This is a genomic window from Marivirga arenosa (genome assembly GCF_030503875.2).
Taxonomy (GTDB): domain Bacteria; phylum Bacteroidota; class Bacteroidia; order Cytophagales; family Cyclobacteriaceae; genus Marivirga; species Marivirga arenosa.
In genome coordinates, this window is record NZ_CP129968.2 from 1,661,588 (window position 1) to 1,674,922 (window position 13,335).

At 33.6% G+C, this 13,335-nt stretch carries 13 protein-coding genes and 1 tRNA gene; 9 read left to right on the forward strand and 5 right to left on the reverse strand.

What is annotated here, in order from left to right; all coding sequences use genetic code 11:
• Positions 1-6 precede the first annotated feature (6 nt).
• The 3 genes from QYS47_RS07165 (at position 7) to QYS47_RS07175 (ending at position 3,250) form a co-directional block, all read left to right on the forward strand.
• Complete coding sequence (locus QYS47_RS07165; RefSeq protein WP_322348193.1) at positions 7-678, forward strand: KdsC family phosphatase; 672 nt, start codon at positions 7-9, stop codon at positions 676-678.
• A gap of 136 nt (positions 679-814) precedes the next feature.
• Entirely contained in the window at positions 815-1,816 is a 1,002-nt protein-coding gene (locus tag QYS47_RS07170) for an acyl-CoA reductase (RefSeq protein WP_302126795.1), read from the forward strand.
• A gap of 90 nt (positions 1,817-1,906) precedes the next feature.
• Entirely contained in the window at positions 1,907-3,250 is a 1,344-nt protein-coding gene (locus QYS47_RS07175; RefSeq protein WP_322348194.1) for a short-chain fatty acid transporter, read from the forward strand.
• Here the strand turns inward: QYS47_RS07175 and QYS47_RS07180 are convergent.
• Complete coding sequence (locus QYS47_RS07180) at positions 3,247-3,861, reverse strand: histidine phosphatase family protein (protein WP_302126787.1); 615 nt, start codon at positions 3,859-3,861, stop codon at positions 3,247-3,249. The genes QYS47_RS07175 and QYS47_RS07180 overlap by 4 nt on opposite strands.
• Positions 3,862-3,966: 105 nt before the next feature.
• On the opposite strand from QYS47_RS07180, the gene QYS47_RS07185 reads away from it, so the two are divergent.
• From QYS47_RS07185 to QYS47_RS07200, 4 genes are all read left to right on the forward strand, one after another.
• Positions 3,967-4,392: a hotdog fold thioesterase gene (locus QYS47_RS07185; RefSeq protein WP_302104185.1), complete on the forward strand. Its 426-nt coding sequence runs from the start codon at positions 3,967-3,969 to the stop codon at positions 4,390-4,392.
• Positions 4,393-4,394: 2 nt separating this feature from the next.
• Entirely contained in the window at positions 4,395-5,612 is a 1,218-nt protein-coding gene (locus tag QYS47_RS07190; RefSeq protein ID WP_322348195.1) for a chorismate-binding protein, read from the forward strand.
• Positions 5,613-5,706: 94 nt separating this feature from the next.
• Positions 5,707-6,159, forward strand: a complete 453-nt coding sequence (locus QYS47_RS07195) for a MarR family winged helix-turn-helix transcriptional regulator (RefSeq protein WP_308357192.1) — start codon at positions 5,707-5,709, stop codon at positions 6,157-6,159.
• 19 nt (positions 6,160-6,178) lie between these two features.
• On the forward strand, positions 6,179-7,183 hold the full coding sequence (locus QYS47_RS07200) for a ligase-associated DNA damage response exonuclease (protein WP_322348196.1): 1,005 nt from the start codon (positions 6,179-6,181) through the stop codon (positions 7,181-7,183).
• 67 nt (positions 7,184-7,250) lie between these two features.
• Here QYS47_RS07200 and QYS47_RS07205 read toward each other — a convergent pair whose 3' ends face one another.
• From QYS47_RS07205 to QYS47_RS07220, 4 genes are all read right to left on the reverse strand, one after another.
• Positions 7,251-8,519 carry an adenylosuccinate synthase gene (locus QYS47_RS07205; protein ID WP_322348197.1) on the reverse strand — a complete coding sequence of 423 codons (1,269 nt, stop codon included), beginning with the start codon at positions 8,517-8,519 and terminating at the stop codon, positions 7,251-7,253.
• A gap of 80 nt (positions 8,520-8,599) precedes the next feature.
• Complete coding sequence (locus QYS47_RS07210; RefSeq protein ID WP_322348198.1) at positions 8,600-8,941, reverse strand: STAS domain-containing protein; 342 nt, start codon at positions 8,939-8,941, stop codon at positions 8,600-8,602.
• 20 nt (positions 8,942-8,961) lie between these two features.
• Positions 8,962-9,435, reverse strand: coding sequence for a Fur family transcriptional regulator (locus QYS47_RS07215; RefSeq protein ID WP_308357188.1), 474 nt, complete (start codon positions 9,433-9,435; stop codon positions 8,962-8,964).
• Between the two features lie 47 nt (positions 9,436-9,482).
• On the reverse strand, positions 9,483-11,693 hold the full coding sequence (locus QYS47_RS07220) for a RelA/SpoT family protein (RefSeq protein WP_308357187.1): 2,211 nt from the start codon (positions 11,691-11,693) through the stop codon (positions 9,483-9,485).
• Positions 11,694-11,795: 102 nt separating this feature from the next.
• On the opposite strand from QYS47_RS07220, the gene QYS47_RS07225 reads away from it, so the two are divergent.
• Both QYS47_RS07225 and tig read left to right on the forward strand, forming a co-directional pair.
• Positions 11,796-11,877: transfer RNA gene (locus QYS47_RS07225), tRNA-Leu, on the forward strand.
• An 86-nt stretch (positions 11,878-11,963) separates the two neighbouring features.
• Positions 11,964-13,307 carry a trigger factor gene (gene tig, locus QYS47_RS07230; protein ID WP_322348199.1) on the forward strand — a complete coding sequence of 448 codons (1,344 nt, stop codon included), beginning with the start codon at positions 11,964-11,966 and terminating at the stop codon, positions 13,305-13,307.
• Positions 13,308-13,335 lie beyond the last annotated feature (28 nt).

Below are 13,335 nucleotides of genomic sequence, written 5' to 3' on the forward strand. Positions count from 1 at the left end.
CTGAAAATGGATTTACTATCGAAAAACATTGAGTCATTTTTATCCAAGGAAGGGAAATCACTAGATCAATTATTGGATTATTATAAGGTAAAAAGAATTGATGAACTGAAATTGGCAGAATTAAAGCTTTTCTGTTCTGAACATGATCTGAATTTCACCAATATGTTAACTCGCCCAATGTTTGTAGATAAATCAAAACTAAAAAACATTAAGTTATTGATTTTAGATGTTGATGGTGTGATGACTGATACTGGAATGTATTTTTCAGAAAGTGGAGATCAGTTTAAAAAGTACAATGCAAAGGATGGCATGGCTATTAAAGCACTTCCCAAATTTGGAATTCAAACTGGGATAATCTCATCTGCTGTAAAAGTAAAAATGGTTAAAGCTAGAGCGGAGATGCTGAATATCAAAAATGTCTATGTGGGTGGTGATCCAAAAATTGAAGTTTTATCTGCCTGGTGTCAAAAAATGAATCTTAAATTATCAGAGGTTGCCATTATTGGTGATGATATCAACGATTTAGCAGTGATGAAAGCAGTGGGTTTTGCGGCCTGTCCTTCAGATGCTGTGCTGAAAGTGAAAGAGACTGTTGATTTAGTTTTGAATACTAAAGGGGGAAAAGGTTGTGTAAGAGAATTTATAGATTTTCATCTGTTAGATAAACCTGTAGAGTAGTTAATATACGATCAGTAATTTATTTAAAAACACATTTGGAGCATACTTCCCATTTATAAAATTCTACTTTACTTATATACTTTCCTTTCTACTTGAAATCAACTAATTTTGCATTTCAATTTAAAAAGCGGTTACAATGAATCTGCAACAAAGAGTTAATGCATTTAAAACATTAGGAGATAAGCTGAGAGCTTTAAGTGAAGCGGAACTGGATGAATGGTATTTTCGTGCTACAGCTCATAACAATTGGTTTACTCGTGAGAATGTAAAGCATGCCATTGAGGCCATATCTGAAATGTTGCAAAGTGAGAGTTTAGATCGCTGGACTCAAGAATATGATTTAGCTGATACCTCAGATAAAAAAGTAGCCATTATCATGGCAGGTAATATTCCACTAGTTGGATTTCATGATTTTTTATCCGTTTTGATTGCAGGCCATAAAGTCATTGCTAAAATAAGTTCACAGGATCCTTTTCTTATTAAAGAGATTACTTCATTGCTGATTGATTTAGAACCGGCTTTTGATTCAAAAATTGAGTTAACTCAAGATACAATTGGTGGTTTTGATGCTGTAATTGCTACCGGGAGTAATAATTCTGCTCGTTATTTTGAGCAGTATTTTGGTAAATATCCTAATATCATTCGTAAAAACAGATCATCAGTTGCGGTTTTAACTGGAGAAGAAACTGAAGAAGAAATCCAATCTTTTGGAAAAGATATCTTCCAGTATTACGGTTTAGGATGCCGAAATGTAAGCAAAATTTTCGCACCAGAAGGTTATGATTTTTCTCCTTTCATAAAGGCACTTGATGAATATAAATGGGTGGCTGATCATCATAAATGGGTGAATAATTATGATTATAACAAATCTATTTATTTAGTTAACGAAGAGCCTCATTTAGATTCAGGTTTCTTTTTGATGAAAGAGGATGAGTCTTTAGTGTCCCCGATCTCCGTGATTTTTTATGAATTTTATAAGGATCAAGCGGACTTGCAGAAGAAGTTAGATTCAAATCAAGAGCAAATTCAATGTGTTGTTGAGAAAGAAGGGGAAATAAAACCTGGAAATGCCCAATTACCAGAACTCTGGGATTATGCTGATGGAGTTGATACACTTAAGTTTTTAACTGAATTATAATTTTCTATGACTTTAGCATAAAACTAGTTCAAATTATTTACTGGATTTGTTCCTTATATTCTAGAAATGTATTTTCGAGAAAAACTCGAAATGTCATTCTCAAAGCAATATATTAAGCTAGTTGATCGCTTCTTACCATCACCTTTTGTCATCGCTCTTTTATTAAGTGCTATTACTTTTTTTCTTGCTTTGATTTTCACGGGAGAAGAGGGAGAAAATCTATTTCAGCAATCACAAAATATATTAGGCTTTTGGCAAAAAGGCTTTTGGGAGTTACTTGCCTTTACCATGCAAATGGTTTTGATTTTATTGCTGGGTCATACGCTTGCTTTAACTCCTTTCTTTTCTAATATCATAAAAAAAATAGCATCCGTACCTTCTAATACTTCTCAAGCAGCTTTTTTAATAAGTTTTTTTACCATAGTCATGAGTTTTTTAAATTGGGGTCTATGCTTAATTTTTGGAGCAATTTTAAGCCGAAAAATTGGAGAGAACTTTAATGCAGAAAATAAAAATTTCAATTATGGAATCTTAGGTGCTGCGGGCTATTCTGGCATGATGGTCTGGCATGGTGGATTATCGGCTTCTGCTCCATTAAAAGTGGCAGAGATGGGGCATTTTTTAGTCGATAAAATTGGAGTTATAAGTATATCTGAGACTCTATTTTCTAGCATGAATATTGTGATTAGCATCGTGCTATTGATTTTCATACCAGGTCTTTTTTATTTTTTAGGCCGAATTTTTAGTTCAAATACTGATTATAGTAAGCTGCTAAAACCTTCCAATAAGGAAGAAGCTCAAATAGATAATTCAGCTAGTGAAAATAAGGCATGGATTGCCTATTTATTATCGGGTATAATGGTATTAAGTGCCTCTTTCTATGCTTTTGATAAATGGAATACAAATGAATCAATAGTGGATTTAAATTTCATCAATTTTCTATTATTAAGTTTTGGTATCTTATTACATGGAAGCTTAGCAAAGTTTATGAGAGCAGTTAATTCTGGAATCACGGGCGTAAGTGGAATTGTTATTCAATTTCCTATATACTCCGGAATTATGGGAATTATGAAATACTCAGGTTTAGTGATTCTAATTTCTGATTTCTTCGTCTCCATCTCAACAGCGACAAGTTTCCCTATTTTAACTTTCTTTAGTGCTGGCTTGGTAAACTTTTTTGTCCCATCTGGAGGAGGCCAATGGGCGGTGCAAGGGCCTATTGTGGTAGAAGCAGCAAATGCATTAAATATTCCTATCTACAAAATTATCATGGCTTTAGCTTATGGTGATCAAATAACCAATATGTTGCAACCCTTTTGGGCCTTACCCTTATTAGGAATTACGCAACTGAAAGCAAAAGACATATTACCTTACAGCTTTTTCGCTTTATTATTTGGGGCTGTAATATTTATAATAGGCTTATTAATCTTTTAATGATTTAAATACGATTTATCATTGTATTTAATCAATTGGAACATACTAGCAGTATGCCTAATATGATAAAGAGCAAGATTTGAGTGTTCAAAAATATCCATGTTTGACAAAGGGTAATTGAATAATTGAGCCAATAATATTCTCATAGCTCGACCGTGCATGCAAATCAAAACCTTCTTTTCATCCTGTTTTTGCATGATGTAATTTATGGCCTCTAACTGCCTCATAGCTACCTGATCAGGTGATTCTCCACCTTCAACAGGTAGTGAAGTTTCACCTTGACTCCATTTTTCTAAAATGCTGTGGTAATATTTGTTTTCCTCTGGCGTAAAAGGTTGGCCTTCTCTGGTTCCCCAACTGATTTCATTTAGCCCTTCAAGCTTTTCGAATTCTAACCCTTTTTCAATAAATTTTCGAGTTGATTCTTCTGTTCTTTTTAGCTGTGAAATGTATAATTTATCAAACGGGAAATCACCGTAGGCTTTAAAGAATTCCTCAGCTTGTCTTCTTCCATTTTCATTTAAAGAAGCATCAACACCGCTACCTTGCACTATGCCTTTTAAGTTATAATCTGTCTGACCGTGGCGAACTATATATAAATCTTTAACCATATCTTATTAAGAAAGAGAAATCAATTTTAAGTTTTATTGTTTAAAATTGAATATGTATCCGTAATTTTCGGCTCGAAATTACAAAATCAAAGAAGCGAAATTGCTATGGATAGAAAATTTCTTCATAAACCTTCTGTTGAGGAGTTAAATAAATTAGGTAAAAATACAATTTCAGAAGTATTAGGCATGAGTTTTACTGAGGTAGGGGATAACTATCTGATTGCTAAAATGCCAGTTGATCACCGTACCCATCAGCCTTATGGTTTACTTCATGGTGGGGCTTCGGTTGTTTTGGCGGAAACCCTCGGTAGTGTAGCTGCTATGCTTATGGTAGATCAAGAAAAGTATTATTGCGTAGGTTTAGATATTAACGCAAATCACATAAGAGGGATTAAAGAGGGATGGGTATATGGCAAGACAACTCCTGTTCATGTGGGTAAAACAACTCAGGTTTGGCAGATAGAAATCACCAATGAGCGTGAACAAATGATATGCATAAGTCGTATTACAATGGCAGTAGTTAAAAAGTAGCGTTGGACAATTTTACTAAAGAAATAGAAAGTATAAAAATTAATACTGAAACTGCTATTGATCAGTTTCTAGCTTTTGCTCAAAAGAATAATGCAGCTGTTGCGATTTACAGACTGCCTAATGATTCTAGATTGCAAATAATATGTGATTTGGAAGGTGGTTCTATAGTAGAAGACTTTAATTTAGATGATTTATCCACTGGATTTTTGCTACATCCTTTTCAGGAAGGTGAAAAAAGTATAGTTCATTTTAATGCTGAAATTTTAGCAGAAATTAACATTCAGTCAAATCATCAAAATCATTCAAAATCCGAAATTAAATGGAATAATACTCCTGATGAGAGTTTAGTAAAGGAGATATTTGAAAATTCTGAGAAGTTTAATTTTTCATTGCTCCAACATAATGGTATTTCAGATTCTATTTCTTCTGAAGGCTACATATCAATGGTCGAAAATGCTATTAAAGAAATAAAGAACAATACATTCTATAAAGTTGTCCCAGCAAAGACTAAGAATATAGAATATAATAATTCTATTGATTTAGGTAAGGCATTTTTGAAGGCAGCTCACAAATATCCTAATGCATTCGTTAGTTTGACTTTTTCAGAAAATACTGGTTTATGGTTTGGTGCTAGCCCTGAAACCTTAATAGAGGAAAAGAAAGGCGATTATTTTAAAACAATGGCTTTAGCGGGAACCCAAGCTATTGAAGATAAAAGTATAGCAGAAACTACCTGGACCCAAAAAGAAATTGAAGAGCAAGCTTATGTTTCGCGTTACATAATCAACTGCTTTAAAAAAATCAGGTTGAGAGATTTTGATGAATTGGGACCGAAGACCGTTCAGGCCGGTAATCTTTTACATTTAAAAACCACATTTAAGGTAGATACCAAATCAGTTCATTTTCCAGAGTTGGGTTCCGTAATGTTGAAGCTTTTACATCCTACGTCAGCAGTATGCGGTATGCCTAAAGATACTTCGTTGAAATTTATATTGGAAAAGGAAAAGCATGACAGAGCGTATTTTAGTGGGTTTCTTGGACCAATTCATTTAAATGAAATGAGTCATCTTTTTGTGAATTTAAGATGCTGCCAGATCGATAATGAAAAAGTAACTTTTTATGCTGGTGCTGGGATTACTGAAGACTCAAAGCCAGACAAAGAGTGGCATGAAACCGAAATGAAATGTAAAGTATTATCTGCAGTAGTATTCGGTAATTAAAATTTATTGAACTTATTTTTATTAAATCCGTAACTTATCCTTATTTTTAATGCATTAATCGAGTATTAATTTAAGTTAATCGAACCAAAGAATAATGAGTGGGAAAGCAAGCGGAAAAATCAATCCATTAATTAGCCAAACATTTTCAACCTTATTAAGCTGCCAACAAAAGATGTCATATGAAATTTCCAGGGAAATGAAATCCTATGGAATTACTCGTCAGCAATATGAGGTTTTAAAAATACTAGATGAGAATTCTGATGATTCAATGAATTTGAACAAAGTAAAAAGTCATCTGAGAGAAAATGTTCCTGATATTTCAAGAATTGTCCAAAGACTAGTTGAAAAGAAATTAATAAATAGGGAAAGATTATCTTCTGATAAGAGAAATTCTTCTATATCAATAAATGCTGAAGGAATTAAAGCCTTAAAGGAAATTGAGCCTGTAATTAAAGACAAAATGGATCAATTTTTTGGTGTTTTAACTTCTGATGAACTAAATGAATTAGCACGAATCATTTCAAAAGTTAACCAAACAAAGAGTTAAGGATTAGAGTTGAATTCAAATGAATTCGTTACTTGATTTCACTTCGAAAGGCATATATTGTCCTAGGGGAGATTTTTATATAGATCCTTGGTATCCAGTTAAAAATGCAGTGATTACACATGCTCATGCAGATCATTCTCGATATGGGCATCAATATTATTTAGCGCATCATGATTCTGAATATGTTATGCGTCAAAGGCTTGGTGATAATATTAAAATTGAAACGGTAGATTACAATCAAGTCATAAATTTTAATGGAGTTAAGCTAAGCTTTCATCCTGCTGGTCATATTCCAGGTTCAGCACAAATCAGATTGGAATATAGGGATAAAGTAGCGGTTATATCTGGCGATTATAAATTGGAAGACGATGGTTTATCAACACCATTTGAACCAGTAAAATGTCATGAGTTTGTAACTGAAACCACTTTTGGATTGCCTATTTATCAATGGAGGGATCAGAAAGATATTTTTAATGATATCAACAACTGGTGGAAAGTAAATCAAGAAAAGGGGAAAACCTCAGTAATATTTGCTTATGCATTAGGTAAAGCTCAAAGAATCATGAAAAATGTTGATGCTTCATTGGGTAAAATATATACCCACGGAGCTGTTGAGAATGCCACCGAAGCTTTGAGGAAAACAGGCTTACAATTACCCGAAACCATTAAAATTACCAATGAAATTAATAAGAAAGATTACCAAGGGAATTTGATAATTGCAACACCTGCTTCAATTGGCACTCCATGGATGAAAAAATTAGCTCCTTACAGTACAGGAATAGCTTCTGGTTGGATGATGCTGAGAGGAACTAGACGAAGAAAAGCAGCCGACAGAGGATTTGTACTTTCCGATCATGCTGATTGGAAAGGTTTATTGCAAGCAGTTAAATTGTCAGAAGCAGAAACTGTTTATTCTACCCATGGCTATGCAAATGTTTTTACAAAATATCTCCAAGATCGAGGCTTAAATGCGATCAGTTTAGATTCTCAATTTGAAGGAGAAAGCTTGGATAGTGAGTTGTAATATCTGATGTATTAAAAAAAAAGGAAGCCAATCACTCAGCTTCCTTTTCTAAATCTTTTTGCAAGACTTACCTTAATATTGTTTGTGTCCTATCCGGGCCTACAGAAACTAAATTAATTGGTACACCCATCTTCTCCTCAATATATTTGATATAATCTTTTAATGCTTGTGGCATGTCATCAAAAGAAGAAATATCATCTAAGCTACAATTCCAGCCTTCTAATTCCTCATAAATAGGTTTTACTTCAGAATCAACTATATCATATGGAAATTCTTCAGTAATAGTGCCATCTTCTAATTCATACTTAGTGCAGACTTTTATTTTTTCAAAACCTGAAAGCACATCAGCTTTCATCATAAATAATTCGGTAACCCCGTTAATCATTACCACATATTTTAATGCAGGGATATCTAACCAACCACATCTTCTTGGTCTTCCAGTGGTAGCACCAAATTCATTACCTATTTTTTGTAGTTCTTTGCCATCTTCATCAAAAAGCTCAGTAGGGAAGGGGCCACCGCCTACTCTAGTACAATACGCTTTAAAAATACCATAGACTTTTTGAATGCTGTTTGGCGCAACGCCTAAACCTGTACATACTCCAGCAGTCATCGTATTTGAGCTAGTAACGTATGGATAGCTACCAAAATCAACATCTAATAACGATCCTTGAGCACCCTCAGCTAAAACTGATTTCCCAGCTTTTAATTCGTTATTGATTAAATATTCGGTTGAGCTTACGTTAAATGTTTTTAAATACTCAATAGCGTCAAAAAATATTTTCTCAGCTTCCTCTAATTCGTAATCAAATTTATAAAACTCTAAGATGGTTTTGTGTGAATCAACAAGCTTCTGATATTTCTCTTTGAAATTATCATAAAAAATATCACCCACTCTTAACCCAAGACGAGCGATTTTATCCTGATAGGTTGGGCCAATACCCTTTAAAGTAGATCCTATTTTTTCGTTGCCTTTAGATTTTTCGTAGGCCGCATCTAATAATCGATGAGTAGGAAGTATTAATTGAGTTTTATTAGAAATGTAAAGATTCTCTTTAAAATTAATATTGAATGGATCTAGTTTATCAATTTCATTTTTAAAAATCACTGGATCTAACACAACACCGTTCCCGATTACATTTTTGATGGTTTCTCGAAAAATCCCACTTGGAATTTGATGCAAAACATGTTTAATACCATCAAATTCTAAAGTATGGCCAGCATTCGGTCCTCCTTGAAATCGAGCTACCGTATCGTAGTTGGGTGCTAATACATCTACTACTTTTCCTTTTCCTTCATCTCCCCATTGCAAACCCAGCAAAACATCCATTTTCATTTTCTAATTTTTTTAAATTATGCGGCTTTAGTCTAAAGCCTTGATTAATATGATTTGATATTTATTTAAGAATTGTTCTATTAGTCAATTAAGCTCTTCAAAGCCTCTTCCTTAGAGTCATAAATGGTAAAGATATTATTGAGTTTAGTGATCAATAATAGTTTTTTCACCTGCTCTGATGGATTTAACAACACAACTTCACCTTCTTTATTTCTTAACTTAGTTAAAATAGTAATCAGTACACCAATTCCACTACTATTCATGTATCTGACATTTGAGATATCAATGATACATTTTTTGATTCCTTTATTGATATGATCATTGATTAATTCAACCAGTCCTGGTCCGTTATTTTCACCAATCAAATCACCTGATATTTCAAGATTTAGAATATTATCAATTACTTCCTGTTTGAAATCCATTTTGTATATTTATTAATAAATTATTTTTGATCCTCTGCATTTAGTTTTGCTTGGCAATCACCACAAATTCCGTAAAGATTTAAAGAATGGTGCATGATTTTAAAATTCAAAAGATCACCCACCATAGTTTTAATATTTTGAATTCTTGGATCACAGAATTCAACTACTTTATGACATTCAGCACAAATAACATGATCATGTTGTTTATAGCCGTAAGACTTTTCGTATTGTGCCAGATTTCTCCCAAACTGATGTTTACTTACAAGATCGCATTCGACTAATAAATCAAGCGTATTGTAGACGGTAGCACGGCTAACTCTATAATTCTTATTTTTCATACTGATGTAAAGTGATTCTACATCAAAATGACCAGTACGGGTATATATTTCCTCTAGTATAGCATATCTTTCTGGGGTTTTCCTCAAACCTTTATTTTCTAAATATGCCGTAAATATTTGCTTTACTTCTTTGTAAACCTTCTCGTTCAATGCCATAATTTATTCATCTCCCTTCATGATTGGCAAATATAGGAAATCTACAATTAATCATAGCGGTTCACCTTCACTATCCCACGTACAGCCTTCATTTTTTCAATCAATTGATCTAAATGCTTGGTGCTCTGCACAAATAAATGAATTTTACCTTCGAAAATACCGTCTTTAGTATCAACCGAAATGGATTGCATATTTACTTCTAATTCACTGGAGATAATTTGAGTTACATCACTAATTAATCCAACTCTATCAGTTCCAATAATTTGTAATCCAGCTAAAAATGCAATTTCTTGTTGAGAAGTCCACCTAGCTTTAACCACTCTGTTACCATGATTAGATAACAATTCAGGTGCATTTGGGCAGGATGTTCTGTGGATTTTAATACCTTCATTCACCGTTACAAAGCCAAATACTTCGTCTCCAGGAATAGGATTGCAGCATTTGGCGATCACATAATCCACTACATCCATATCTTCTCCAATGAGAAGCATGTCTTCTCCTTTAGCTTTCTTTAATGCCTGCTCAAAAGATTTAGCGTCAGCGGATGAGCGAATCCTTTTATTGTTTTTTCTAGCCCTTTCTTGTTCCTCATCCTGGAACTTCTTGATGTTTTTAGGGTCATGCTTGCCTGTAGCAATTCCATAATAGAGGTCTAATGGTGTTTTTTCATCAAAATAAGCTCTGATTTTATTAATCACTTCATCCGAAGGAGCTATTTTCATCTGCTTTAGCTTTCGGTAAACAATTTCTTTACCTTCTATAGCAGCGGATTTTTTATCTTCCTTTAGAACGTCCTTAATTTTTGCTTTTGCTTTTGAACTTACTGCAAATCTGAGCCAATCTTCACTTGGTTTTTGTTTGTTAGAAGTGAGAATTTCTACTTGATCTCCATTTTTAAGTTCATAGTTTAAAGGAACTAATCTGTTATTCACTTTAGCGCCTAAGCATTTAGCTCCAATTTCTGTATGGATATCAAAAGCAAAATCTAAAGCTGTAGCTCCATTAGGTAAAGTTTTTAATTCCCCTTTGGGTGTAAAAACAAATACTTCATCAGAGAATAAGTTAGACCTGAAATCGTCCAAGAACTCTATTGCATTTGTGTCATTAGATTCTAACATCTCTCTCACTCGGGCAATCCATTGTTCCAATCTTGTTTCTTCAGGTTTAGAATAATAATCTTTATACTTCCAATGGGCAGCGTAGCCTTTTTCTGCAATTTCATCCATTCGGCTAGTACGAATTTGTACTTCTACCCACTGGCCATTATCACTCATCACTGTAGTGTGTAAAGATTCGTAACCATTAGCTTTTGGAGTGGATATCCAATCTCGTAGGCGATCAGGATTCGGTTTGTAAAAATCGGTTACGATTGAATAAACTTCCCAGCAAGCTGCTTTTTCATGTTCCACAGATGCATCAATAATAATTCTAATCGCAAATAAATCATATACCTGTTCAAAGGGGATATTTTGTTTTTTCATTTTATTCCAGATGGAATAAATGGATTTTGGCCTCCCTTTTATGTAATAATCCCATTTAAGTTTACTGAGCTCTCCTTCAATTGGTGCTATAAAATGCTTAATAAATCTTTTTCTGGCAGATTTAGTATTGTTGATTTTGTTTGCTATATCTCTATATACCTCTGACTCAGTATATTTTAGATGAAGATCTTCTAATTCTGATTTAATAGCATATAAACCCAGTCTATGGGCTAAAGGAGCATATAAAAAGATGGTTTCGGAAGCAATTTTGAGCTGTTTGTTTCTTGGCATGCTATCCAAGGTTCTCATATTATGTAACCTATCGGCTAATTTTATCAGGATTACCCTAACATCTTCGGAAAGGGTAAGCAGCATTTTTCTAAAATTTTCTGCTTGTTGAGAAGTTCCATAATCAAAAACGCCAGATATTTTTGTGAGCCCATCAATAATAGGGGCAACCTTTGGACCAAATTCTCTTTCAATATCTTCCAGTTCCCAGTCAGTATCTTCTACAACATCATGTAATAGAGCTGAAATAATAGAAGTAGTCCCTAAGCCGATCTCTTCAACGCAAATTGTTGCCACAGCTATAGGGTGAAGAATATAAGGCTCACCTGATTTTCGCCTCATATCTTTATGAGCTTCCATGGAGGTTGTGAAAGCTTTCTTAATTAATTTAGCATCCCCGTCCTTTAAAAAAGGCTTTGATTTCCTTAATAATTTACGGTATTCTCTGAGAATTAACTTACGTTCTTCTTCTAAATCTATGTTCTGCATATAAGCGGTAAAAAATGATCTTCAAAATAACATATAAAAAAACACATCTGCGACTTGCAGTGAAAAAATATTTCACTACATTTGCACTTCAAATTTATGAATGCGGATGTGGCGAAATTGGTAGACGCACTAGACTTAGGATCTAGCGCCTCACGGCATGGGGGTTCGAGTCCCTCCATCCGCACACTACACAAACCCTTAGTTCCAGTAACAAAGTACAGGAAGGAAGGGTTTTTTTGTATATTGATAACACTATAAAATTTAATTGTTTTGGACATTACACTCAACAAAAAGGACAACACCAACGCTTCAATTAAAATTATATTAAATGAAGCTGATTATCAACCTAATGTTGAACAAAAAATCAAAGAGTACAGGAAAAATGCTAACATAAAAGGATTTCGTCCTGGAAAGGTGCCTGCATCTTATATCAAGAAGTTGTATGGTAAAAGCATTTTGGTTGAAGAAATCAACAGTTTGTTATCAAAATCATTATCTGATTACATCAAAGAAAATGATTTAAAAATTTTAGGTGAGCCAATGCCTAATCAGGAGGATGCTGCTAAAATTGATTGGGATAACCAAAAAGAATTTGAGTTTGAATATACATTAGGCTTGGTAGATGAGTTTGACATCAAATTAGATGACAAATTTAAAATCGAGAAGCATAACATTGAAGTTACTGATAAAGTAATGAAAGAAACCATGGATAACTTAACTAAGCAACATGGTGATACTGAGTCAGTAGATGAAAGCAAAGCAGAAGATACTTTAGAAGGTAAATTAAGCACTGCAGATGGTGAAGTTCAAGAAAGAGTTGTTCTTCCTATTGAGGATATTGAGAAAAAAGCTCAAAAGAAATTTGTAGGCTTAAAGAAAGGTGATGAGGTTAAGTTTGATATTGAAAAAACTATTACTTCTGCAGAAGCTAAATCTAGACTTTTAGGTCAAAATGAAACCGATGCAAATGCAGCAAGCGGTGAATACACTTTAACTGTTTCTGATATTAAAAGAACCAAGCCGGCTGAAATTAATCAGGAATTATTTGATAAAGTGTTCGGTAAGGATGCAGTGAAAGATAAGAAAGAGTTTGATGAAAAAGTAAAAGAAACTATTTCTGAAAACTACGATAGAGAAACCGAAAATCTACTGAACAGAGATTTAGTAGATACATTAGTTGAGAAAACTAAATTTGAATTACCTGATGATTTCTTGAAAAACTGGTTGTTAGTAAGTAACGAAGGTAAAGTAACGCAAGAGCAAATTGATAAGGAGTATGATCTTTATACAAAAGATTTAAGATGGAATCTTATCAAAAATAAAATTGCTGAAGCAAACAAAGATGATATCAAAGTAGAGCATACCGATGTTATGGACTATACTAAGAAAATGATTGCTGAGCAATTTGGAGCTTATGGTATGTCTGACCAATTAGGAGAGAATATGGAGAGCTTTGCTCAGAATTATCTTCAAGGCGAGAATGGTGAAAACTACAGAAAAGTATACGAAGAATTATTGAATAAAAGAGTTTTGGACTTTGTAAAGGACAAAATTACTATCAAAGATAAGAAAGTAGATTTAGACGGCTTCAAAAAAGCTGTTGATAAGAACTAAAAGCTATTTTTATCGTTAATTTAAAAGT